The following is a 23,390-nucleotide window of genomic DNA, read 5'->3' on the forward strand; positions in this document are numbered from 1 at the left end:
CACTGGCTGAGACGAGAGCGACCGGCGACATGCGACACGGCAAGTACCGGTTCATCATCGGGTTTCTGGCAATTCCACTGGCGCTGTACGGGGTCCTTGTGATCTCGCCCTTCGTCCAGGACTTCCAGATCTCGATGACGGACTGGAGCGGAATCACATCCGACAAGAAGTTCATCGGGCTCGACAACTACCAGAAGCTCATCCACAACGACCTCTTCTGGAAGGCGTTGTCGCACAACATCATCATGTTGTTGGTGGTGCCGCTGGTGACGCTGTCGCTGGGTCTGTTCTTCGCCTTCATGCTCAACGTCGGAGGCCGCCGCAGAGGAAGTGCTGCGGGGGTCTCCGGCGTGCGGGGATCGTCCATCTACAAGGTGGTCTTCTTCTTCCCGCAGGTGCTGTCCGTCACGATCATCGCTGTGCTCTGGCAGCAGATCTACAACCCGGACAACAAGGAAGGCCTGCTCAACGCCCTGCTGGGCAACCTGGGCCTGGCCTCCCTGCAGCACGCGTGGCTGGGCGACAAGTCCACCGCGCTGGCCTGCATCATGGTCGTCATGATCTGGGCGAACGTCGGCTTCTACGTCGTCCTGTTCTCCGCCGGGATGGCCTCCATCCCGACCGAGATCTACGAGGCGGCGCGGCTGGACGGCGCCGAGCGCGCCATGACGTTCTTCAGGATCACCCTGCCGCTGCTGCGCGACACGGTGGCCACCGGCTGGGTGTACATGGGCATCATGGCGATGGACGGATTCGCGTTCGTCCAGCTGATGTCCGTGAACAACGGCGGCCCCGACGAATCGACCGACGTGCTGCCCCTGCTGTTGTACAAGACGGCTTTCCGGGACAACAGCCAGTTCGGTTACGCGGCCTCGATGGGTGTCGCGATGCTGATCGTGACGCTGGTCTTCGCCGTTCTCAGCATGCGGCTGTCGCGCCGCGACCGTATCGAGTTCTAGGGGTGGCGCGATGACGACGAACGCAGTTCCTGTGGAAAAGCAGAAGTCGGCGGCCCCGACCGCCAACAAGACCAAACGCAACTGGCGGCGCAGTGAGGGCGGCGTTCTCAACGTCTTCTCCCACGGCTTCCTCCTGGTGTGGGCGCTCATGGTCGGCGTGCCGATGCTCTGGGTGCTCTGGAGCTCGCTCAAGACCTCCGGTGACATCGTGGGCAGCCCCTGGTCGCTCCCGACGCACCTGCAGTTCGACAACTGGTCCCGGGCCTGGACCAAGGCCAACATCGGCCAGTACTTCATCAACACGGCGATCGTGGTCGGCTTCTCGACGCTGGGCACGATGATCCTGGGCTCGATGGCCGCCTACGTCCTGGCGCGCTTCGAGTTCTTCGGGAACCGGTTCATCTACTTCCTGTTCGTCGGGGGCATGGCCTTCCCCGTCGTGATGGTTCTGGTCCCGCTCTTCTTCGTCACGAAGAACCTGGGCCTGCTGAACACGTTCCCCGGGCTGATCCTGGTGTACATCGCCTACTCGCTGCCCTTCACCGTGTTCTTCATGACGTCGTTCTTCCGGACGCTGCCGACCTCGATCGCGGAGGCGGCGCTGGTCGACGGTGCCTCGCACACGAGGACCTTCTTCCAGATCATGCTGCCGATGTCGAAGCCGGGCCTCATCAGCATCGGCGTCTTCAACGTCCTGGGGCAGTGGAACCAGTACCTGCTGCCGATCGTGCTCAACCAGGGCGACACCAAGAACTGGGTGCTCACCCAGGGCCTGGCGGACCTGGCGACGCAGCAGGGGTACGCGGGCGACTGGGCGGCGCTCTTCGCCGGCCTCGCCATCGCGATGCTCCCGGTGCTCGCCGTCTACATCATCTTCCAGAAGCAGATCCAGGCCGGCCTCACCGCCGGTGCGATCAAGTAGCGGAAGCAGCGGGCCGGCGGGCCGCGGCACGGACGGGGGCGGCGTGAGCGGTCTGCCGCGCGTCGTCCTCAACACCGGCAGCGCGATGCCTCAGCTGGGCCTGGGCGTCGGTCATCTGACCGACGCCCAGGCCGCTGTCGCGGTGTCGACGGCGCTGGAGTGCGGCTACCGCGGCATCGACACCGCCGCGGTGTACGCCAACGAGCGCGGCACCGGCCGGGCGCTCGCCGCCTCGGGGGTGCCGCGCGCGGACCTCTTCGTCACCACCAAGCTGTGGAACACCGACCAGGGCCACGACCGGACGCTGCGCGCGTTCGACGCGTCGCTGGCCGCGCTCGGCCTGGAGTACGTGGACCTGTACCTGATCCACTGGCCCCAGCCGGCCCGCGACCTGTACCCGGAGAGCTGGCGGGCGCTGGAGCGCGTCCACGCCGAGGGGCGCGCCCGCGCCATCGGTGTCTCCAACTTCTGTATCCCGCACCTGGAACGGCTCGCGGCCCGGTCCGGCATCGTCCCGGCCGTCCACCAGATCGAACTGCACCCCTGGTACCAGCGGCCCGCCCTGCGGGCCCACCACGCGGCGCACGGCATCGCCACCGAGGCGTACAGCCCGCTCGGGCAGGGCGGCGACCTGCTCGCGCTGCCGGTGCTCACCGCCATCGCGGACCGGTACGGGGTGAGCGCCGCCCAGGTCGTGCTGCGCTGGAACCTGCAGCTCGGCCACGTCGTGATCCCGCGCTCGGCCGACCCGGACCGGATCCGGCGGAACGCGGACCTGCTGGGCTTCGCCCTGGACGCCGCGGACCTGGCGGCGATCGCGGGCCTGGACGAGGGGCGCCGCCTGGGCCCCGACCTGAACGGCTGACCGGGCCGACCGCGTCAGACGGTCACCCGGTGCGCCCGCTCCCTGATCTGCTCCAACAGTGCCGCCTGGCGCACCAGCGACTCCCCGTACGCGTCGAACGGCGCGCCCGTCAGCACGCGGTCGGCGAACGCCAGCCCCCCGTTGGCGTACTGGTCGTCGGCGGGCAGCTCCAGCTCCTCCACCGCGTCCTGGCGCTCCCAGCGCACCGCGGGCAGCAGGTCCGCGGGCGGGGTGAAGGCCCGGTCGACGCTGATCCGGCCCTCGCTGCCCCACAGCGCGTAGGTGGTGCGGTAGGAGGAGTCGAAGCCGAAGGTGAGCTCCGCCGCGACGCCCGCCGGGGTGTGGAACAGCGCGCTGCCGCCCACGTCCACGCCCGTGCGCCCGTCGATCCGCAAGTGGGCTCCGGCCAGGGTCAGGTCGGGGCCGAGGAAGTACGTCGCAGCGCGGACGGTGTAGGCCCCCACGTCCAGCAGGGCGCCGCCGCCCAGCTCCGGGCTGTTGCGGATGTCGCCCGCCGGGCGCGGCGGCACGCCGAAGGCGGAGCTGAAGACCCGCGTCCGGCCGATCGCGCCGCGCTCGACCCGCTCGCGCACGGCCGCGTGCTGCGAGTGGTGCGGGAAGAGGAAGTTCTCCACCAGCCACAGCCCGCTGTCGCGCGCCGCGGCCACCAGCTCCGCCGCCTCCCCGGCCCCCGTCGTCAGGGACTTCTCGGCCAGCACGTGCTTGCCCGCGGCCAGCGCCCGCAGCGCCCAGGCGTGGTGCAGGCCGGTCGGCAGCACCACGTACACGGCGTCGACGTCGTCCCGCTCCAGCAGCGCCTCGTACCCCGTCACCGCCGCGCCGCCGAACCGCTCCGCGAACCGGCCCGCCTTCGCCGCGTCACGGCTGGCGAGCGCGGTGATCCGCAGGTTCGGGACGCGGGCGAGCGCGGGCAGCATCTTGCGCCAGGCGAAGTCGGCGCACCCCAGCACCCCGAGCCGCAGTACGCCGGAGGCCGGTTCTGGCTCGCTCATCGGGGTTCCCTTCCCACGGTTCTCGGCGCGCGCGGCGCCGGTCACAGGCTCCGCGCGCAGGCGAGCAGGGTGCGCGCCTCCACGTTCAGATAATGGCCGTGGCCGACCAGTTCCCGCAGCTGGGACACGGTCGTCCAGCAGAAGTCCGGCGGTACGCGGACCGGTACCTCGTCCCCCACCTCGATCAATCGGTAGCGGGTCCTGGCGTGGTAGAACCGGCCGCCCTCCTCGGAGAGCACGGTGTCGAAGCGCACCTGCTCCCTCGTGGCGCCCTCCACCACGTCCAGGAACGGCGGCGCCGGGCCGTCGCCGCCGGCCGTCGCGTCGGGCAGCTGCACGGTGGGCGCGATCTCGACCCGGTCCAGCAGCCCCGGCTCGTGCCCGGCGCGGGCCAGCAGGTGCGGCACGCCGCCGATCCGGCGGACGAGGAACGCCGCGAGGCCCGTGGCGCGGGGGGCGAGCAGCGGCTGCGTCCAGCCGGGCACCTCGCGGTTGCCGGCCTGCACCCGGACCGCGATGACGTCGAAGCGGTCGCCGGCCCCGTCCGCGATCCGCCGCGCGGACCGCGTCCAGCCCGGCACGCCGGCCAGCGGGACCAGCCGCGCGGTCCAGTCGCAGCGGGTCTTGGCCTCGGTGAACCAGCTCAGCACGTGGCCCAGGGAGTGGTGCGCGGGAGCGGTGGGGACTTCGGGGTCCGGGGGGAAGGGCAGGGAGGCGATCACGGAGCGGCTGTCCATGTTGACGAGGTCGTCGATCCGCAGCATCCGCCGCAGATCGTCCCAGGAGACCCACTGGTGGTCCTCGTGCGGCGGCACGTCCTCGGTGACCCGTACCACCATGTTCCGGTTGCGCTTGTGCCAGAACCAGGTGCCCTGCTCGGACTGCAGGGTGTCGGCGAGGACCTGCCCGCGGCCGGGGCCGCGGAAGTGGTCGAGGTAGCGGGTGGGCCGCCCGCCGTGCACCCGGGTGTAGTTGCTGCGGGTGGCCTGCACGGTGGGGGAGAGCTGCAGGGTGTTGATGTTGCCGGGCTCCATCTTCGCCTGCATCAGGCAGTGCGGGACCCCGTCGAAGTCCTTCACGAGGATGCCCAGGACACCGAACTCCGGCTGGTGGATCACCGGCTGCGTCCACGTCCCGCGGCCGTTCCCGCCGGTGACCTTCAGCCCCTCCACCGAGAAGAACTTCCCGCTCGCGTGGACCAGGTTCCCGGTCTCGTCGTCGAACGACCAGCCCTCCATCTCGTCGAAGGGGATCCGGGTGACGTCGAACCAGCCCGCCCGGGTGCGCTTGGCCCACCACTCCTGGAACGGCTCCGAGACCCCCGCCCAGTTCATCGCCCGGGCACCGGGACGAAGTGCGGGCTGAACGTCTCGTGCAGGTGGATGCGGCTGCCGTCCGCGCAGTTGATGAGGTACTCCTTGAACGCGCAGGGCGTGCCGGCGCCGCCCGGCGGCCAGCCGGCCAGCCCGTGGTCGAGGATGACGCGGTGCTGCAGGGAGTTGCGGGCGCGCAGTTCGCGGCCGAGCGGCACGTCGTCCTGGGCGTCCGCGAGCCAGGGCACGGCCGCTCCGTCGAAGACGACGCGGTTGCTGCTGACGGCCCGCCCGTCGGGGGTCAGCAGCGCGGACCGGCGGAGCACCGGCTTGGCGTCCCGCGACAGCCCCAGCGCGTCGAGGACGCGGGCGTCCAGGGACGCGGCGTCGACCGGGGACTGGGAGTCGACGCGGACGGTGAGCCGGCAGCCGATCAGCGACTCCAGAAGGATCGTGGTCGACCCCTCGCTCTCCAGGAGCATGCGGGTCTGCGGGGGCAGGCCGGTGAACGTGCCGCGCGAGGTGCGGTGGACACCGGGTGCGGTACCGGGTGCGGAGTTCTCCACGGCTATCGCGGTTCCGGCGCGCGGAGCGGCTTGCCCATCGCCGACCGGGGGATCTCGGCCAGGAAGCTGACCTGCCGCGGCATCTGGTGCGGAGCCAGCCGCGACTGGCACCACGCGAGCAGCTCCGCGACGGTCAGCTCCGAGGTGGTGACGACGCGGGCGGCGGGCACCTGCCCGCGCACGTCGTCCGGGGCGGCGACGACCTGGACGTCGGCCACCGCCGGGTGCCGCGCCAGCACCCGTTCGATCTCCGCCGGACTGACCTTCTTGCCCGCGACGTTGATGATGTTCTTCAGCCGGCCGTTGATCCGGATGCCGCCGTCCTCGATGCGGGCCAGGTCGCCGGTGCGGTACCAGTCGCCGTCGAAGTCGAGCGGCAGCAGCCCGTCGGTGCCGGTGTAGCCGGCCGCCAGCGCGTCGGTCCGCAGCTGCAGTTCGCCGCCGTCGGGCACGCCCTCGACCGGGGCCAGCCGGGGGACGACGCCGGGGAAGGGCGCGCCGACCTCGCCCGGCAGCTGCCGGCCGTCGCTGAGCGCCGCGGAGAGCGCGCCGGTCTCCGAGGAGCCGTACGCGTTCCAGAGCGCGAAGTCGTACCGCGCGGTGATGGCGCCCGCCGCCTCGGGGGGCAGCGGGGCGCCCGACGAGACCGCCATCCGCAGCCCGCCGAAGTCCAGCGGGGTGGCGGAGCCCGCCAGCAACTGGAACTGGAAGGGCAGCCCGACCAGGGTCCGCGCGCCGTGCTCGCGCACCGCGCGGGCCAGTTGGGACGGGACGGACCGGGAGGCGACGTGGCGGATCGGGGCGCCGTGCAGCAGGGGCGCGGCGATGCCGTAGGCGAAGCCGTAGCAGTGGAAGGCCAGGGTGCTGACGACGCCCGGCAGCCCCTGCTCGTATCCCATGAACGCGGCGATCCGGTGCGCGTCGCTCAGCACGGTTCCGGCCGGGCGGACCACGCCGGTCGGTGTCCCGGTGGACCCGGAGGTCAGGAAGATCTGCGAGCGGGCCGGGACGCCGGCCAGGCTGTGGGTGGCGGGCCGCGGGTGCGTCCACAGCTCGACGCCGCCGTCCGAGGTCAGGACGGCCGGCGGGTCGTGCGATGTCGCGCTGTCCCGGACGACGAGGCCGCCGAAGTCGGTGGGCGCGCCGGGATCGCTGTGCAGGACCGGCAGTCCGGCCAGGTCCGCGGCGAGGGTGACCACCGCGCGGACGGCCGCGTCGGCGACGTCCACGACCACCGGCACGCCCGCGGTGGGATGCCGTCCGAGGTGTTCCGCGAAGACCTCCGCCGCGGTGATCAGCTCCCGGCGGGTCCATTCGCGCCTGCCGGAGATGAGCGCGACGTCGTCGCCCCGCCCCGCCCCGTCCCGAACTGCCGCGAAGAATCCGGCGTCCGCCACTGCTCCTCCTGGATTTCCGGGCCGAGAGCCGGTCAGCGGTGGGTGAGGACGAAGTCGGCCATCCTGCCGACCGACTGGAAGTTCTCCACGTCCAGGTCCTCGTCCGGGATGGTGATGTCGAACTCCGACTCCAGCCACACCAGGGTCTCCAGAATGCCGAGGGAGTCGAATCCGGCGAACTGCCGCAGATCGTCCGTCTCCTGGAGCGCGGCCCCGCGCGCTTCCGGCAGGGTCTCCGCGAGGCGGCTGACGAGCGCCGCCACGACTGTCTCCCGAGAAATCATCGTCCCTCTCCCACGCCATGGCAGGATCGCCCCGTACTCAGCCGGCAAGTTGTCTAGACCGGTTGAAGGCGCGAGCGTAACAGCGGCTCCGGCCCGGCGAAAGGGCTTTCCGGGATGAGCACTTGGACTTCCGCCGCGGCCCGGGAGGGGCCCGCCCGATGCCCTCCGGGCGGTGTCGATCACCTCGTGACATCGGCAAAACCGCCGCGTACTGTGTGGCCCGGCTGCGGCCGGGGCCCCGGGAAGGGCCGCGGCGGACGCTTCGACGGGGGAGGAACGGCGATGGTTTCCGCAGCGGCGGACCGGAGCGGGCAGGAGACCGGCGCGGGCGCCGGGGAGCGGGCGGACGGGCCGGCGACGGCGCCGCCGGAGGAGCGGCTGGGCGCGCTGGCCGACGCGGTCGGCGGGTTCGACCGGCGCAGCGCGCGGCTGGCGCGGGTGATCGCCGCGACGGGCGCCAGGCCGGTCGGCAGCCTCGGCCGGCTCGACGAGATCGGCTGGCAGGTCGCGGGGATCCTGCGGACCCACCGGGTCCGGCCGCTGCCGGTCGTGGTGTCGGTGCTGGCGGGCGACCACGGCGTCGCCGGGCACGGGGTGTCGGCCCACCGGCCGGACTCCACCGCCCGGCTCTTCGCGGAGATCGTGGCGGGGCAGGCGCCGGTCTGCGCGCTCGCCGCCCGTGCCGGCGGCCGGGTGGAGGCCGCGGACCTGGGGATCCGCACCGACACCGGGGACCGCCGCTACAAGATCGGCAACGGCACGGCGGACATCTCCCGCGCGGACGCGATGACGTTCGGGCAGGCGCTGGACGCGATCGAGGCGGGCGCCCGGTTCGCCCGCGACGCCTTCCCCGCCGGGACGCTGGCCGCCTGCGGGGAGATCGGCGTCGGCAACACGACGTCGGCCACGGCGCTGGCCGCCCGGCTGCTCGGGGCCGACCCGCGCGATCTCGTCGGCAAGGGCTCGGGCGTCGGCGAGGAGACCGTCGGGCGCAAGGCGCGCCTGGTGGAGCAGGCGCTGGAGCGCACGGCGGGTCTCGGCGCCGACCCGGTCCGGCAACTGGCCGCGCTCGGCGGCTACGAGCTGTGCGGCAACGTCGGCGCCGTCCTGGCCGCCGCCGCCCGCGGCTGCCTGGTGGTGCTCGACGGCTGCATGACGGCGGTCTCCGCGGTGATCGCCTGCCGGCTGTGCCCCGCGGTCCGCGACTACCTGGTGGCCTCCCACGTCTCCACCGAGCCCGCCCACCGGATGCTGCTGGAGGAGCTGGGGCTGCGGCCGGTGCTCGACCTGGAGATGCGGCTCGGCATGGGATCGGGCGCTGCCCTGGCGGCCGGACCGGTCAACGCGGTGCTCGCGGTGACCGAACTGACCGCCGCGTCCAAGTCGCCACCTGCGGCTTCTCCGTCCGGAGCGGTGCGGACCGCCGACCCTTCAGAAAGCGAACGCAGATGACAGTGCGGGGCGTCATCCTCGACCTCGACGGAACGCTGGTGGACTCCCGGGCGGTCCACGTGCGCTGCCTGCGCGCGGCCTGCCAGGACGTGGGCCTGCCGCGGCCGAGCGCGGCCCGCATCGCGACCCGCTCGGCGGCGACCGATCTGGCGACGCTCGTCCGGCTGGTCGGCGAGCCGGGCGCGGAGCGGGCGCTGGCGGCCTACACCGCGCACTTCCCGCTCGCGCTGGCGGAGGTGCCCGCCCCGCCCCGGCCGGGAGCCGCCGAGGCGGTCGCCGCGCTCACCGCGCTGGGGCTGGCCCTCGGGGTGTGCACCGGACGCTCCCGGGACACCGCAGCCCAGCTGCTCGCCGCCGCCGGGCTCGCCGTCCCGCTGCTGGTCGCGCGCGAGGACGTGGCCGAGCCCAAGCCGGCCGCCGAAGGGCTGCACCGGGCCCGGGGGCTGCTGGGGCTGGCCGCGGACGAGGTGGTCTTCGCCGGGGACACCGCGCACGACGTCCGGCAGGGCGCGGCGGCGGGCATCACCACCTATCTGGTGGGCGGCGCCCCGGGCACCGGGCCGGCGTCGCTCGCCGAACTGCCCGCCCTGCTGACCGCGCCCGCTCCGGCTGCCGCGCCCGCTCCGGCCGCCGCGCCCGCCCCGGCCGCCGGGAGTGCCGGGAGCACCGGGTGAACGACACCGGCACCGGCACCGTCCCGCTGGACCTCGCGGGCCTGCGCTCCGCGCGGGCGCCGCTGACCTGGGGCCAGCGGGTGATCTACGAGGCCGTGCGGAGCAGGACCGAGGCCCACGCCTACGACTACAACATCCGCTACTTCGTGGAGCTGGACGGCACGTCCTCCACCGACGAGGTGCTGGCCGCCCTGCGCCGGCTCGTGGCCGCGCACGAGAGCCTGCGCACCGTCTACCTCCCGGGTGCGGACGGCGGACCGCCCGTGCAGTCGGTCGAGGGGGAGGGCCGGCTGCCCGTCCGGATCGAGCGGCTGGCCGCCGGCGCGGACCCCGAGGCCGAGACCGTCCGGCTGCACGCCCTCATGGCGGGGACCGGCTTCGACCTGGCCCGCGAATGGGGGATCCGCGCCACGCTGCTGCTGTCGGTCGCGGGAGCGCCGTACCGCGTCCTGCTCTACCTCTCCCATGTGGCCCTCGACGGCTGGGCGCTGCGGACCCTGGAACGGGACCTGCGGGACCGGCTCGCCGGGCGCCCGGCCGCACCGGCCGGCACCCAGCCGCTGGATCTGGCGGAGCAGGAGGGCTCCGAGCGGGGCCGGGCGCTGAACCGCCGCTCGGGCGCGTACGTCCGCAAGGTGCTCGACGGCGTCCCGCGGTCCATGTTCGCGGGCGCCCCGGGCGAGCCCGGCGCCGCCCACGGGCAGCTGCGCTCCGCCGCGATGGACGCCGCCGCCCGCACGATCGCGCTGCGCTGCCAGGTGGGAGTGGCGACGGTGCACGTCGCGGCGTTCGCCACGCTCCTCGCCCGCCGCAACGGCACCCCTCGCTGCTCCCTGAAGACGATCTTCGCCAACCGGGTCGGCGCGGACCGGCAGTCCATGGTGGCCCCGCTCGCCTCCGACGTGGTGCTCTGCCCGGAGGTCTCCGGTCCGGCCTTCGACGACGTCGTCCGCGCCACCCACCGGAACACGCTGCGCGGCTACGCCAGGGCGCAGTACGACCCGGCGGACCTCGACGGGCTGATCGCGGCGGCGGGGGAGGCGCGGGGGCTGCGGCTGGACCTGTCCGTCCTGCACAACGACACCACGTCGCTCTTCGGCGAACCCGAGCAGCCCGCGCGGCAGGGCACACCGGCGGCCGAGCGGGACTTCACCTGGGCGGAGCCGTTCGCGCTGCCGGGACTGAAGCTCTACTACCAGGTGAGCGTCGCCCCGGACGATCCGCGCACGGTCCACGCGCTGGTCGCGGACACCGCCCACCTGCCCCGGGAGGACGTCCGCGGGCTGCTCCTGGACATGGAGACGCTGCTGACGGAGTCGGCCCGCCGCCCGGGAACGCCGCCGGCCGACCTGCACGGCGCCCTCCTCGTCCGGCCGGTGCCCCGGGGCGCGGACTGGCTGCTGGCCGACTCGTCCTGGGTCGACCTCGGCGCCATGCGCCGCGCCCTGCGCGGCCTGGAGGCGGTGGCGGAGGCCGACCTGCTCGTCGAGCGGGACGCGGGCGGCGTCCCGTGGCTCACGGCCCGGGTGGTCCTGCGCGAACGGGGCAGCCGCCCGGTCGCCGTCCGGGAGGTGCGCCGCGCGTACGAGGCGGCGCTCTCCGCCCTGCCCGATGCCGTCCTCCCGCACCACTACCTCGTCGAAAGGCCCCAGTCCCGTGCCACGTCCCTCTGACCGGCCGACGGTCGGCGTCATCGTCCCCGCCATGAACTCCTCGGACTTCATCGACCAGGCCCTGGGCTCGGTGGCGATGCAGACCCGCCCCGTCGACCGGGTCGTCGTCGTGGACGACTGCTCCGACGACGACACCGTGCGGCGCGTGGAGCGCTGGAGCGGGGTGCTGCCGCTGACGCTGGTGCGCAACCCCCGCCGCCTCGGCGTCTGGGGCGCCAGGGGGACCGGGATCGAGCGGCTCGACACCGACCTGGTGTGCCAGCTCGACGGCGACGACGCCTTCCTCCCGCACCACGTCGAGGCGATGTGCGACGCCTACGACGCCTGCCCCGGGCTGATCAGCCCCCGCCCGCTGACCTGGACGGGCCGCGGACCCTTCGTCCCGGCCACCTACACCAAGGGGCGGCTGCCGCTGCCCGGCGACCAGCTCGTCCAGCTGCTCGCGCAGAACTACGTCGTGGTCGGCGCGATGTACAGCCGGGAGCTGTACGACAAGGTCGGCGGCTTCCGGCAGATCGCCTACGGCGAGGAGTGGGACCTGTGGCTGCGGCTGGTCGCCGCGGGCGCGGTCGTCAGCAAGCCGGCGGACCCCAGCTACGTCTACCGGGTGCGGGCCTCCAGCTACGCCGGCGGGTTCGCGCGCAACGAGGCGGAGACCGAGGTGCTCGGCCGCTTCCTGGCCGAGGCGGACGACCCGCGGCTGCGCCGGGCGGCGAAGATCGCCCTGCTCCAGCGGACGGGCCCGGACGGCCTGCCGGCGGCGCCCGAGCCGCTCGTGGCGGCCGTTCCGGACGCGGCGGTCCTCGCCCGTGCGGGGCTGGAGCGCGATCACCTTGTGTACGGGCGGCGGGATCCGGACCTCGGCTGGGTGCTCGCCGGCCGGGACGCGGAGACGGGCGGGCCGGCGACGGCGGTGATCGCCGAGGACGGCCGGCCGGTGCTGCGGATGACCGGCGCGGGGAACGACTACGAGGTCACCTTCGTCGAGGACGAGCTGCTGCGCCGCGACCCGTCTTCCCTCCGTGACGTCCTGAGGTGCTGAGGGGGCGCGGGCGACCTGTGACGCATCGGGCTTTCCGTCGCAGAATGGTCTCAGCCCTTGACGGGACATCACCCTAAAGGCTCAGCTTAGGGTTCACATGTTGTAGACGACGGGGTCTCACTGGTGCGGCCTCGTCCGTTCGGGCGGCGGTTTGCACCGCCTGCCGAGGCAGGAGTGGATGGTCGTGGAGACTCCGGGATCGCAGTCATCGCTGCACCGGGCCAATCTGGAGCGCGTGGTCCGCGCCGTGCGGTTGGCAGGCTCGCTCACCCAGGCGGAGATCGCCCGGAGTACCGGGCTGTCCGCCGCCACGGTCTCCAATATCGTCCGGGAGCTGCGGGACAACGGAACGGTGCAGGTCACGCCTACCTCCTCGGGGGGAAGAAGGGCCCGCAGCGTTGCGCTGTCCGGCGATGTCGGCATCGTCGTCGGCGTGGACTTCGGCCACTCCCACCTGCGGGTCGCGGTGGGGAACCTGGCCCACCAGGTGCTGGCCGAGCAGTCCGAGCCGATCGACGTGGACGCGTCCGCGTCCCAGGGCTTCGACCGGGCCGAGCAGCTGGTCGCCCAGCTGATCGAGTCGACCGGCATCGGCGTGGACAAGGTGCTCGGGGTCGGCCTCGGCGTCCCCGGCCCCATAGACGTGGAGTCCGGAGCGATCGGCTCGACCGCGATCCTGCCCGGCTGGAGTGGCATCAACCCACGTCAGGAGCTGTCCGACCGGCTCGGGATGCCCGTGAAGGTGGACAACGACGCCAACCTCGGGGCGCTCGGCGAACTGGTGTGGGGCGGCGGCCGCGGGGTGCGGGACCTGGCCTACATCAAGGTCGCCAGCGGCGTCGGCGCCGGCCTGGTGATAGACGGCAGGATCTACCGCGGTCCGGGCGGCACGGCGGGCGAGATAGGGCACATCACGCTGGACGAGTCGGGACCGGTGTGCCGCTGCGGAAACCGCGGCTGCCTGGAGACCTTCACCGCCGCCCGCTACACCCTGGAGCTGCTGCGCAGCAGCCACGGCGCCGATCTGACGGTGCCGCGGATGGTGCAGTACGCCCGCGAGGGCGACCCGGGCTGCCGCCGGGTGATCGCGGACGTGGGACGGCACATCGGCATGGGAGTGGCCAGTCTCTGCAACCTCCTGAACCCCAGCAGGGTCGTCCTCGGCGGCGATCTCGCGGAGGCCGGCGAGCTGGTGCTGGCGCCGATCCGCGAGTCCGTGGCGCGCTACGCCATCCCCAGCGCGGCCCGGCAGCTGTCGATCGTCCCCGGTGGCCTGGGCGCCCGCGCCGAGGTGCTGGGCGCGCTGGCCCTGGTCCTCAGCGAGATGGGCGATTCGACCCTTCTTGATGGCAATGCTCCCGCTGCGGTCCCGGCGCTTTCGGCGCAGTGACCTGCATAACCCTGAGTTCATACAGCTAACGATCCGCGCCGTTGCCATCTCGTTAAGTGTTTACTTATTGACGGCATGGCAACGGCGGAGTTGACTCACGTGAACCTCGGCCGCAGCGTTGCGGCCTCGTCAGGGAGGCAACTCAAAATGAACGCAATGATGCGTCGCGCCGTCATCGGCTCTGTTGCAGTAACGATGGCCCTGTCCGTGGCCGCGTGCGGCAAGGCCGGCGACGACAAGAAGTCGGACAGCAAGGACAACTCGATCGGTCTGCTCCTTCCGGAGAACGCGACCACGCGGTACGAGAAGTTCGACCGCCCGCTGATCGAAGCGAAGATCAAGTCGCTCTGTGCCGACTGCAAGATTGAGTACGCCAACGCCGCGGGCGACGCCGCGAAGCAGGCGCAGCAGGTCAGCAGCATGATCACCAAGAAGGTCAAGGTCCTCATCCTGGACCCGCAGGACGCGGTCGGCATCAAGTCGTCGGTCCAGGCGGCCGTGGACGCGGGCATCAAGGTCGTCGCGTACGACCGCTTCGCCCAGGGCCCGGTCTCGGCCTACGTCTCCTACGACAACGAGAAGGTCGGCGAGCTGCAGGGCCAGGCGCTCCTGGACTCCCTCGGCACCAAGGCGACCCCGACTGCCAACGTTGTCATGATCAACGGTGACGACGCCGACCCGAACGCCGCGATGTTCAAGGCCGGCGCCCACAAGGTGCTCGACGGCAAGGTCAAGATCGCGTACGAGCAGAGCGGTCTGTGGAAGGACACCGTCGCCAACCAGAAGGTCACGGCGGCCATCACGCAGCTCGGCGCGAAGAACATCGCCGGTGTCTACTCCGCCAACGACGGCATGGCCGGCGGTATCGCCACCGCCCTCAAGGGCGCGGGCATCAACCCGCCGCTGACCGGTCAGGACGCCGAGCTCCCCGGCATCCAGCGGATCCTCGCGGACCAGCAGTACAGCACCATCTACAAGGCCTACAAGCCCGAGGCCGACGCGACCGCCGAGATCGCGGTCAAGCTGCTCAAGGGCGAGGACATCAAGTCCGTCGCCGACATCACCGCGACCAGCGGCTCCGGCACCACCGTGCCCGCCAAGCTGTTCACCGCGGTGTCGGTGACCAAGGCCAACATCAAGGACACGGTCGTCAAGGACCAGCTCTACACCGTGGCCCAGATCTGCACCGCTGACTTCGCCGCCGCCTGCAAGGCCGCCGGCATTCAGTAAGAACCCGGGGCCCCACGGGCTCCCGGTCCCGTAGAGCCTGTCCGGCGCCCCACCCACCATCCATACCCCGCTGCGGGTGGGGCGCCGGGCGGAAACGCTTACGGGACCAGGGACTTACCCCCACGTTCCGACTTTGTAATCCTGTGCTTCTTGCACGTCCTTCCGCGCCTCTCCCAGGGCGCGGCATCCCCGCCGGTCAGGCGGCGAAGGAGATGGTTCACGTGTCCGCTACGCCCGTGTTGGCGTTGCGCGGAGTCTCCAAGCGATTCGGTGCGGTGCAAGCCCTCACCGATGTCGAGCTGGAGGTCCATGCCGGAGAGGTCGTCGCGCTGGTCGGCGACAACGGCGCCGGAAAGTCCACCCTGGTCAAGACGATCGCCGGTGTGCACCCGATCGACGAAGGCGTCATCGAGTGGGACGGCAGGCCGGTCAGCATCAACCGGCCGCACGACGCCCAGGGCCTCGGCGTCGCCACCGTCTACCAGGACCTCGCGCTCTGCGACAACCTCGACGTTGTCGGCAATCTCTACCTCGGGCGCGAACTGCGCCGCGGGTTCGCGCTCGACGAGGTGACGATGGAGCAGCGCGCCCGCGAGCTGCTCGACACCCTGTCGATCCGCATCCCCAGCGTGCGCATCCCGATCGCGAGCCTGTCCGGTGGTCAGCGCCAGGTCGTCGCGATCGCCCGCGCCCTGATCGGCGACCCGAAGGTCGTCATCCTCGACGAGCCGACCGCCGCCCTCGGCGTGGAGCAGACGGCCCAGGTCCTCGACCTGGTCGAGCGGCTGCGCGAGCGCGGTCTCGCCGTCATCCTCATCAGCCACAACATGGCCGATGTGCGCGCCGTCGCCGACACCGTCGCGGTGCTGCGGCTCGGTAAGAACAATGGTTCCTTCCCGGTGAAGGACACCTCGCACGAAGAGATCATCGCCGCGATCACCGGGGCCACGGACAATGCCGTGACCCGTCGTCAGGCGCGCACCACGGAGGCGGCCAAGTGAGCGACAAGACGACACTCTCCAAGCAGGAACCCACGGCCGAGGAGCCGCCGGCCGCGGTGTCCCAGGCCGTGGACCCCCGGCTGCTCGTCCGCGAGCAGGGCTTCCGGGGCTACCTCACGGAGTTCAAGCGCAAGCTGCGCGGCGGTGAGCTGGGCTCGCTGCCCGTGATCGTCGGTCTGATCATCATCTGGACCGTGTTCCAGTCCCAGGACAGCCTGTTCCTGAGCGCCGGGAACATGGTCAACATCACCTACTTCCTGGCCGCGACGGGCATGCTCTCCATCGGGCTGGTCTTCGTGCTGCTGCTCGGGGAGATCGACCTGTCGGTCGGCTCGGTCAGCGGTCTGGCGGCGGCGGTCTTCGCCGTGCTCTCCACGACGCACCACGTCAACCCGATCCTGGCGTTCTTCCTGACGATCCTCACGGGTGTCGTCATCGGCGCGATCCACGGGTTCTTCTTCGCGAAGATCGGCGTACCGGCGTTCGTCGTCACCCTGGCCGGCTTCATGGGCTGGAACGGCCTCATGCAGTGGATCCTGGGTGACACCGGGAGCCTGTCGATCCAGGACAAGGGGCTGATGCACCTCCTGGGCCAGCGCTCGTTCTTCCTGGACGCCGACATCGCCGGCGCCTACCTCCTCGCGGTGCTCGGCACCGTCTCGCTGCTGGCGGGCTCGTTCATCGAGCAGAGCCGCCGCCGCAAGGCCGGCGTGCCGTTCCGGCCGACCAGCGAGATCGTGATCCGGGCCGCCGCGCTGGCCGTCGCGGCCTTCGTGTCCGCGTTCGTGCTCAACCGTGCCGCGGGCGTTCCCAACGCCCTGGTGATATTCCTCGCCGCGCTGATCCTCTGCGACTTCGTGCTGCGCCGTACCTCGTACGGCCGCAAGATCTTCGCGGTCGGCGGCAACATCGAGGCGGCCCGCCGCGCCGGTATCAACGTCGCGCTGATCCGCATCTCGGTCTTCGCGATCTCCGGCGGCTTCGCGGCGCTCGGCGGTCTCTTCCTGGCCGCCCAGACCTACACCGCCACGCTCGGCGCGGGCAGCGGCAACCTGCTGATGCTCGCCATCGCGGCGGCCGTCATCGGCGGCACCAGCCTCTTCGGCGGACGCGGCAGCGTCTGGTCGGCGCTGCTGGGCATGCTGGTCATCCAGTCCATCCAGACCGGCCTCGACCTGCTGAACATGAACACCGCGCTCCAGTACATGATCACCGGTGGCGTGCTGCTGGCCGCCGTGGTCATCGACTCGGTCTCGCGCAAGACGCAGAAGGCCTCCGGCCGCGCGTAACGCTCCATCGCACACACCTCCGCATGCCGGTGGTGTGGCGGCACCGGCCCGGTGCGGGGATGATCATCCCTGCACCGGGCATTCGTGTTGCCGGGTGGACCGCGGGTGGGCTGCGGGTGGGTCCCGGGTGACAAACGTCGCACGGGGCGCTCCACGGCGTCGCACGGGGAACATTAGACTCGACGGATCGACCAGTTCGACTGCATAGGAGGCACGGGTGCCGCTGCTGACCCGTATCAAGGGACCGCGCGACCTCGACCGGCTCAGCCAGGAGCAGCTGGTGGAGCTGGCGGGCGAGATCCGTACCTTCCTCGTCGAAGAGGTCTCCAAGACCGGCGGGCACCTGGGCCCCAACCTCGGCGTGGTGGAGCTGACCATCGCCATGCACCGGGTCTTCGACTCGCCGCGGGACAAGGTGCTCTTCGACACCGGGCACCAGTCGTACGTGCACAAGCTGCTCACCGGCCGGCAGGACTTCAGCCGCCTCAAGGGCAAGGGCGGCCTGTCCGGCTACCCCTCGCGCGCCGAGTCCGCGCACGACGTCATCGAGAACAGCCACGCCTCGACGGTGCTGGGCTGGGCCGACGGCCTCGCCAAGGCCAACGAGGTGCTCGGCCGGCAGGACCACGTGGTCGCCGTCATCGGTGACGGCGCGCTCACCGGCGGCATGGCCTGGGAGGCGCTGAACAACATCGCCGCCGCCCGGGACCGGCCGCTGGTCATCGTCGTGAACGACAACGAGCGCAGCTACGCCCCGACGATCGGCGGGCTCGCCGACCACCTGGCGACGCTGCGCACCACCGACGGCTACGAGCGCTTCCTGTCGCGCACCAAGGACCTGCTGGAGCGCACCCCGCTCATCGGCCAGCCGCTCTACGAGACCCTGCACGGCGCCAAGAAGGGCCTCAAGGACTTCATCGCGCCGCAGGGCATGTTCGAGGACCTGGGCCTGAAGTACGTCGGCCCGATCGACGGCCATGACGTCGAGGCCCTGGAATCGGCGCTGCAGCGCGCCAAGCGCTTCGGCGGCCCGGTCATCGTGCACTGCCTCACCGAGAAGGGCCGCGGCTACCGCCCGGCCGAGCAGGACGAGGCGGACCGCTTCCACGGCATCGGCCCCATCCACCCGGACACCGGCCTGCCGATCGCCGCCTCCGGCGCCGACTGGACCTCGGTCTTCGGCGAGGAGATGGTCAAGCTCGGGCGCGAGCGCGAGGACATCGTCGCGATCACCGCGGCCATGCTGCAGCCGGTCGGCCTCGACCGGTTCGCCAAGGCCTTCCCGAACCGGGTCTACGACGTCGGCATCGCCGAACAGCACGCCGCCGTGTCGGCCGCGGGCCTGGCCACCGGCGGGCTGCACCCGGTCTTCGCCGTGTACGCGACGTTCCTGAACCGCGCGTTCGACCAGGTCCTGATGGACGTGGCGCTGCACAAGTGCGGCGTGACCTTCGTGCTGGACCGGGCCGGCGTCACCGGCACCGACGGCGCCTCGCACAACGGCATGTGGGACATGTCGATCCTCCAGGTCGTACCGGGCCTGCGGATCGCCGCCCCGCGCGACGCCGACCAGGTCCGCGCCCAGCTGCGCGAGGCCGTCGAGGTCGACGACGCGCCCACCGTCGTCCGCTACTCCAAGGGCGCGGTCGGCCCGGCGGTCAAGGCCGTCGGCCGGGTCGGCGGCATGGACGTACTGCGCAAGGCGCCCGAGGGCGGACGCCCGGACGTCCTGCTGGTCTCGGTCGGCGCCCTCGCCCCGATGTGCCTGGAGATCGCCGACCTGCTCGACGCCCAGGGCATCACCACCACCGTCGTCGACCCGCGCTGGGTCAAGCCGGTCGACGCGGCGCTGCCCGGCCTCGCCGCCGGCCACCGCGTCGTGGTCACCGTCGAGGACAACTGCCGGGTCGGCGGGGTCGGCTCGGCGGTCTCGCAGGCGCTGCGCGACGCGGATGTGGACGTGCCGCTGCGCGACTTCGGCATCCCGTCGGAGTTCCTGGACCACGCCTCCCGCAAGGAGGTCATGGCCGAGATCGGGCTGACCGCGCACGACATCGCCCGCCAGGTCACCGGCCTGGTGGCGACGATCGACGGCCGGTACGGCGAGCGCGTCGAGCCGGCCGAGCCGGCGGCCGTCAGCGACTGACGCCCGTCCCGCACCGCCCGCCGACGAGGGGGTCCACCCATCCGGGTGGACCCCCTCGCGCATTGGCGCAGGCATAGGCGCGCCTATTCGGGTGAAGCGACTGACGGGAGTGGAGTGGCGACTGCCGACGCTCCCCACCCTGTCGGCAGGACGAACAGGAGGCGCGCCGGTGAGTACGAGTACGCAAAAGAACCCGCCCTCGTCGGGCAGGAACCAGGACGGAGTGTTCCGGACCAAGTCCGTCGAGCAGTCCATGCGCGACACCGAGGAACCGGAGCACGCGCTCAAGAAGTCCCTGTCGGCCCTGGACCTCACCGTCTTCGGCGTCGGCGTCATCATCGGCACCGGCATCTTCGTGCTCACCGGGACCGTGGCGAAGGACAACGCGGGGCCCGCGGTGGCCCTCGCCTTCGTCGTGGCCGGCGTGGTGTGCGGCCTCGCGGCCCTGTGCTACGCCGAGTTGGCCTCCACGGTCCCGGTCGCCGGATCCGCGTACACGTTCTCCTTCGCCACCCTCGGCGAGCTCCCGGCGTGGATCATCGGCTGGGACCTGGTACTGGAGTTCGCGCTGGGCACGGCGGTGGTCGCGGTCGGCTGGTCGGGCTACGTGCGGTCGCTGCTGGACAACGCGGGCTGGCACCTGCCGCAGGCCCTGTCCGGCACCAGCGACGCGAACGGGTTCGGGTTCGACCTGCTGGCGTTCCTGCTGGTGCTGCTGCTGACCGGGGTGCTCGTGCTCGGCATGAAGCTCTCCGCGCGGGTCACCTCGGTCATCGTCGCGATCAAGGTCGCCGTGGTGCTGCTGGTCATCATCGCCGGGGCGTTCTTCATCAAGGGCGACAACTACAAGCCCTTCATCCCGGACGCGGTGGCCTCCGTCAAGGAGTCCGGCCTCAAGGCGCCCCTCATCCAGGAGATGTTCGGCTACGCGCCGACGAGCTTCGGCGTCCAGGGCATCTTCACCGCCGCGGCCGTGGTCTTCTTCGCCTTCATCGGCTTCGACATCGTCGCGACCGCCGCCGAGGAGACCAAGAACCCGCAGCGGGACATGCCGCGCGGCATCCTCGGCTCGCTCTTCATCTGCACGGCCCTGTACGTCGCCGTGTCGATCGTCGTCACCGGCATGCAGAAGTACACCGAGCTGTCGGTCGACGCGCCGCTCGCCGACGCCTTCAAGGCGACCGGGCACCCCTGGTTCGCGGGCGTCATCAGCTTCGGGGCGGCGGTCGGCCTCACCACGGTCTGCATGATCCTGCTGCTCGGCCAGACCCGGGTCTTCTTCGCGATGAGCCGCGACGGGCTGATCCCCCGGTTCTTCTCCAAGGTCCACCCGACGTTCCGCACCCCGTACCGCTCGACGGTGCTGCTCGGCATCCTCATCGCCGTGATCGCGGGCTTCACCAGCATCTCGGAGCTGGCGGCGCTGGTGAACATCGGCACGCTGTTCGCCTTCGTCCTGGTCGCGGTCGGCGTCGTCATCCTGCGCCGCACCCGGCCCGACCTGCCGCGCTCCTTCCGCACCCCGTGGGTGCCGGTGCTGCCGATCGCCTCGGTGGCCGCCTCGCTGTGGCTGATGCTGAACCTGCCGACCGAGACCTGGCTGCGGTTCGGGGTCTGGATGGTGATCGGTGCCGTCGTCTACTTCGTGTACGGCCGCAGCCACAGCCGCATGAACAGGGACGCCTGACCGGCGGTACGTTGTCCGTCGTGCCTCCCGCCCAGAAGACGACGAGCGCGCCCGCCGCCGCCCTGCCCGCCCCGTGCGACCAGGGCGGCGGCGCTCCGCGCCGCGCCCGGTGGCTCCGGCCGCCGGACCGCTACTGGGTGCGGCTGACGGCGGTGCTCGCGGTGCTCGCCGTGCTGGTGCGCGTCCCGTCGTTCCTGCGCCCGGTCTGGAACCCCGACGAGGGCTACCTCGCGGTCCAGGCCCGCATGCTCGCCGACGGCGGGGCGCTCTACGACACCGTCGTCGACCGCAAGCCGCCGCTGCTTCCCTGGCTCTACCAGGGGCTGTTCGCGGTCTTCGGCGACGACTCGCTGGGGCCGCCGCGCGCCGCGGCCGTCGTGGCCCAGCTCGCCGCCGCCCTGCTGCTCGCCTCCGTCGCCCGCCGCCGCTGGGGCGGCCGGGCGGGCGCCGCCACGGGCGCCGGGTACCTGCTGCTCTCCATCGGCCTGGCCCCCGAGGACACCCAGGCCGCCTCCTTCGGCGTGTTCCTGGTGCCCTGGACCGTGCTGGCCTTCTGGGCGGCCGACCGCCGCCGCTGGGGCCTGGCGGGGCTGGCCGTCGCGGGCGCGGCGCTGACCAAGCAGACCGGCGGCGCGGTGCTGCTGCCCGTGCTGTGGATGCTGTGGCGCGCCCGGCGCGCGCCGGACCCGCCGGGATGGGCCGCCGCGCTGCGGCTGCTCGCCGGCTGCGCCCTGCCGGTGGGGGCCGTCGCGCTGCTCACCGGCCCGTCCGGGTTCGTGTTCTGGACGGTCACCGGCTCCGGTTCCTACGCGTCCGCGTCCGGGGCCTGGGGCGTGGCGCTGGGACGCGGGCTGGGGAACGCCGGGATCCTGGCCGCGGCGGGGGCCGCCTTCGCCGTCCCCGCGCTCCTCGCGGCGTTCCGCCCGGGAGGCGCGACCCGGATCGCCGCCGACCTGTGGGTCTGGCTGGCCGCCTCGGCGCTCGGCGTCGTCTTCGGCTTCCAGTTCTACGGCCACTACTTCCTGCAGCTGATCCCGCCGCTGGTGCTCGTCGGGGTCGGCGCGCTGCGCGGACGGCCGCGCTGGTGGCCCGCGGCCGTCGCCTGGACGGTGCTCGCGAGCGCGGCGTTCGCCGTCTGGGGCCTGACCGCGCCCCGCACCGAGCTGGACCACGCCGAGGCCGTCGCCGCCGCCGTACGGGCCCGTACCGGCCCCGGGGACACCGTCCTGGTCTGGGGGATGCACCCCGAGCAGTACTGGCTCGCCGACCGGACCCCCGCGAGCCGCTACCTGACCGCCGGCTTCCTGACGAACTTCAGCGGCGGCCGCGGCGGCGCCCGGGTGGGGGAGCGGTACGCGGTCCCCGGCGCCTGGCGCACCTTCGGCGAGGAGGCGGCGCTGCGCCCGGCCGACCTGATCGTCGACGACTCCCGCGGAGCGCCGTACGCCCCGGCCCTGACACCGACCCTGCGGCGGATGCTGGACACTGGGTACCGTCCCGTGGACACCGTCGGCGGTGCCGTCCTCTACGCCCGGGTCCCGGCATCCCGCTAGGCCCCCGGGCCCGCCCTGCCAGGGCCCCCGGGCCGGTCGTGGCGCGTCCCGGTGGTATACAGGCGACTTGGCAGAGCACGTTGATCGAGGCGGCGGTTTTTCATGACGGAGTCCAAGGGACTCAAGGACCAGAACGACACGGCGGACTCCGGGGCGGCGCCCCGCAAGGGTCTCCTGCAGCGCTGGCGGCCGTACGCCGCGGGCATCGTGGTGCTCGCGGTGGTGTTCGGCGCGTCCGCGGTCATCGGCGCGCACGTGCGCGACGCGAAGGCCGACAAGGTGAAGGCGCCCGCGAACGCGGCGGGCGCGGACGGACAGCCGAAGCTGGCGGTGCCGGTGCGCCCCAGCGTTCCGGTGAAGCTCACCGTCTTCGAGGACCTGCGCAGCCCGCAGTCCAAGGCGTTCGCCGAGCAGTACGCGGACACCTTCCAGAAGCTGCTGGCGACCGGGCAGGTGGAGATCCACTACCGGCTGGTCACCCGCACCGACGCGCAGCTGGGCGGCCACGGCTCCCGGGCCGCCGCCAACGCGGCCGCGTGCGCCCAGGACCAGGGGCGGTTCACGCAGTTCGTGCAGCAGGTCTGGGACCGGCAGCCGGATCCGTCGGACGACGCGCTCAGCAGCGAGAAGCTGCTGAAGGAGCTGTCGGAGAAGACCGGGAAGATCGACGAGGGCAAGTTCGTCCCGTGCATGAAGGGCAACGACCACGAGGGCTGGGTCGCGAAGTCCGACGCTGACTTCGTGTCAGGTTCCTTCGGCGAGGTGCCCGTCGTCCAGATCAACGGCGAGACGGTGCCGGACGCGGGGACGTCGCTGACGCCCTCCAAGCTGCGCACGCTGGTGGAGAAGGAGGCCAAGAAGGTGTCCGACGAGAGCGTGCCGTCCGGGCAGCCGAGCCTCGCGAGCTAGACCCGTTCCCACCCCTCCGTGACCG

The 23,390-nt window shown here is 72.2% G+C and carries 20 protein-coding genes; 15 read left to right on the forward strand and 5 right to left on the reverse strand.

Annotated features, from left to right (window positions below):
• Positions 1–29: 29 nt before the first annotated feature.
• From ABZ721_RS25455 to ABZ721_RS25465, 3 genes are read left to right on the forward strand one after another with little or no spacing between them, the layout of a single operon-like run.
• A complete protein-coding gene (locus tag ABZ721_RS25455) occupies positions 30–959 on the forward strand; it encodes a sugar ABC transporter permease (RefSeq protein ID WP_358791007.1) in 930 nt (309 codons plus the stop codon).
• 10 nt (positions 960–969) lie between these two features.
• Positions 970–1,881, forward strand: coding sequence for a carbohydrate ABC transporter permease (locus tag ABZ721_RS25460; protein WP_358791008.1), 912 nt, complete (start codon positions 970–972; stop codon positions 1,879–1,881).
• Between the two features lie 43 nt (positions 1,882–1,924).
• A complete protein-coding gene (locus tag ABZ721_RS25465; protein ID WP_358791009.1) occupies positions 1,925–2,746 on the forward strand; it encodes an aldo/keto reductase in 822 nt (273 codons plus the stop codon).
• A 14-nt stretch (positions 2,747–2,760) separates the two neighbouring features.
• Here the strand turns inward: ABZ721_RS25465 and ABZ721_RS25470 are convergent, their stop codons facing one another.
• The 5 genes from ABZ721_RS25470 to ABZ721_RS25490 are packed head-to-tail and all read right to left on the reverse strand — an operon-like array spanning position 2,761 to position 7,319.
• Entirely contained in the window at positions 2,761–3,759 is a 999-nt protein-coding gene (locus tag ABZ721_RS25470; protein WP_358791010.1) for a Gfo/Idh/MocA family oxidoreductase, read from the reverse strand.
• Between the two features lie 41 nt (positions 3,760–3,800).
• Positions 3,801–5,093, reverse strand: a complete 1,293-nt coding sequence (locus ABZ721_RS25475) for an NDP-hexose 2,3-dehydratase family protein (RefSeq protein WP_358791011.1) — start codon at positions 5,091–5,093, stop codon at positions 3,801–3,803.
• Entirely contained in the window at positions 5,090–5,638 is a 549-nt protein-coding gene (locus ABZ721_RS25480; protein WP_358791012.1) for a hypothetical protein, read from the reverse strand. The genes ABZ721_RS25475 and ABZ721_RS25480 overlap by 4 nt, the downstream gene beginning before the upstream one ends.
• 2 nt (positions 5,639–5,640) lie before the next feature.
• Positions 5,641–7,035, reverse strand: coding sequence for a fatty acid--CoA ligase family protein (locus ABZ721_RS25485; RefSeq protein ID WP_358791013.1), 1,395 nt, complete (start codon positions 7,033–7,035; stop codon positions 5,641–5,643).
• 32 nt (positions 7,036–7,067) lie between these two features.
• Positions 7,068–7,319, reverse strand: coding sequence for a phosphopantetheine-binding protein (locus ABZ721_RS25490; RefSeq protein WP_358791014.1), 252 nt, complete (start codon positions 7,317–7,319; stop codon positions 7,068–7,070).
• Positions 7,320–7,601: 282 nt separating this feature from the next.
• Here ABZ721_RS25490 and ABZ721_RS25495 point away from each other — a divergent pair, with 282 nt between their 5' ends.
• The 12 genes from ABZ721_RS25495 (at position 7,602) to ABZ721_RS25550 (ending at position 23,365) form a co-directional block, all read left to right on the forward strand.
• A complete protein-coding gene (locus ABZ721_RS25495; protein WP_358791015.1) occupies positions 7,602–8,771 on the forward strand; it encodes a nicotinate-nucleotide--dimethylbenzimidazole phosphoribosyltransferase in 1,170 nt (389 codons plus the stop codon).
• Entirely contained in the window at positions 8,768–9,445 is a 678-nt protein-coding gene (locus tag ABZ721_RS25500; protein WP_358791016.1) for an HAD-IA family hydrolase, read from the forward strand. Before ABZ721_RS25495 ends, ABZ721_RS25500 begins: the two co-directional genes overlap by 4 nt.
• The gene (locus tag ABZ721_RS25505) at positions 9,442–11,118 is read left to right on the forward strand and encodes a condensation domain-containing protein (RefSeq protein WP_358791017.1); all 1,677 of its coding nucleotides are present in this window, start codon (positions 9,442–9,444) and stop codon (positions 11,116–11,118) included. The genes ABZ721_RS25500 and ABZ721_RS25505 overlap by 4 nt, the downstream gene beginning before the upstream one ends.
• Positions 11,057–12,160 (forward strand): glycosyltransferase family A protein, encoded by a 1,104-nt coding sequence (locus tag ABZ721_RS25510; RefSeq protein WP_358791018.1) that lies wholly within the window; start codon positions 11,057–11,059, stop codon positions 12,158–12,160. Before ABZ721_RS25505 ends, ABZ721_RS25510 begins: the two co-directional genes overlap by 62 nt.
• Before the next feature lie 184 nt (positions 12,161–12,344).
• A complete protein-coding gene (locus tag ABZ721_RS25515; protein ID WP_358791019.1) occupies positions 12,345–13,550 on the forward strand; it encodes an ROK family transcriptional regulator in 1,206 nt (401 codons plus the stop codon).
• 147 nt (positions 13,551–13,697) lie between these two features.
• Positions 13,698–14,780, forward strand: a complete 1,083-nt coding sequence (locus ABZ721_RS25520) for a substrate-binding domain-containing protein (protein WP_358791020.1) — start codon at positions 13,698–13,700, stop codon at positions 14,778–14,780.
• 212 nt (positions 14,781–14,992) lie between these two features.
• Positions 14,993–15,781: an ATP-binding cassette domain-containing protein gene (locus tag ABZ721_RS25525; protein ID WP_358791021.1), complete on the forward strand. Its 789-nt coding sequence runs from the start codon at positions 14,993–14,995 to the stop codon at positions 15,779–15,781.
• Positions 15,778–17,070, forward strand: a complete 1,293-nt coding sequence (locus tag ABZ721_RS25530; RefSeq protein ID WP_358791022.1) for a sugar ABC transporter permease — start codon at positions 15,778–15,780, stop codon at positions 17,068–17,070. Before ABZ721_RS25525 ends, ABZ721_RS25530 begins: the two co-directional genes overlap by 4 nt.
• A 217-nt stretch (positions 17,071–17,287) precedes the next feature.
• Positions 17,288–19,216, forward strand: coding sequence for a 1-deoxy-D-xylulose-5-phosphate synthase (gene dxs / locus ABZ721_RS25535; protein ID WP_358791023.1), 1,929 nt, complete (start codon positions 17,288–17,290; stop codon positions 19,214–19,216).
• A 253-nt stretch (positions 19,217–19,469) separates the two neighbouring features.
• Positions 19,470–20,903: an amino acid permease gene (locus ABZ721_RS25540; RefSeq protein WP_358791054.1), complete on the forward strand. Its 1,434-nt coding sequence runs from the start codon at positions 19,470–19,472 to the stop codon at positions 20,901–20,903.
• Positions 20,904–21,040: 137 nt separating this feature from the next.
• Complete coding sequence (locus ABZ721_RS25545) at positions 21,041–22,456, forward strand: glycosyltransferase family 39 protein (RefSeq protein ID WP_358791055.1); 1,416 nt, start codon at positions 21,041–21,043, stop codon at positions 22,454–22,456.
• 102 nt (positions 22,457–22,558) lie between these two features.
• Positions 22,559–23,365 carry a thioredoxin domain-containing protein gene (locus tag ABZ721_RS25550; protein ID WP_358791024.1) on the forward strand — a complete coding sequence of 269 codons (807 nt, stop codon included), beginning with the start codon at positions 22,559–22,561 and terminating at the stop codon, positions 23,363–23,365.
• Positions 23,366–23,390: the final 25 nt, after the last annotated feature.

The organism is Streptomyces sp. NPDC006733, assembly GCF_040636125.1.
Lineage (GTDB): Bacteria > Actinomycetota > Actinomycetes > Streptomycetales > Streptomycetaceae > Actinacidiphila.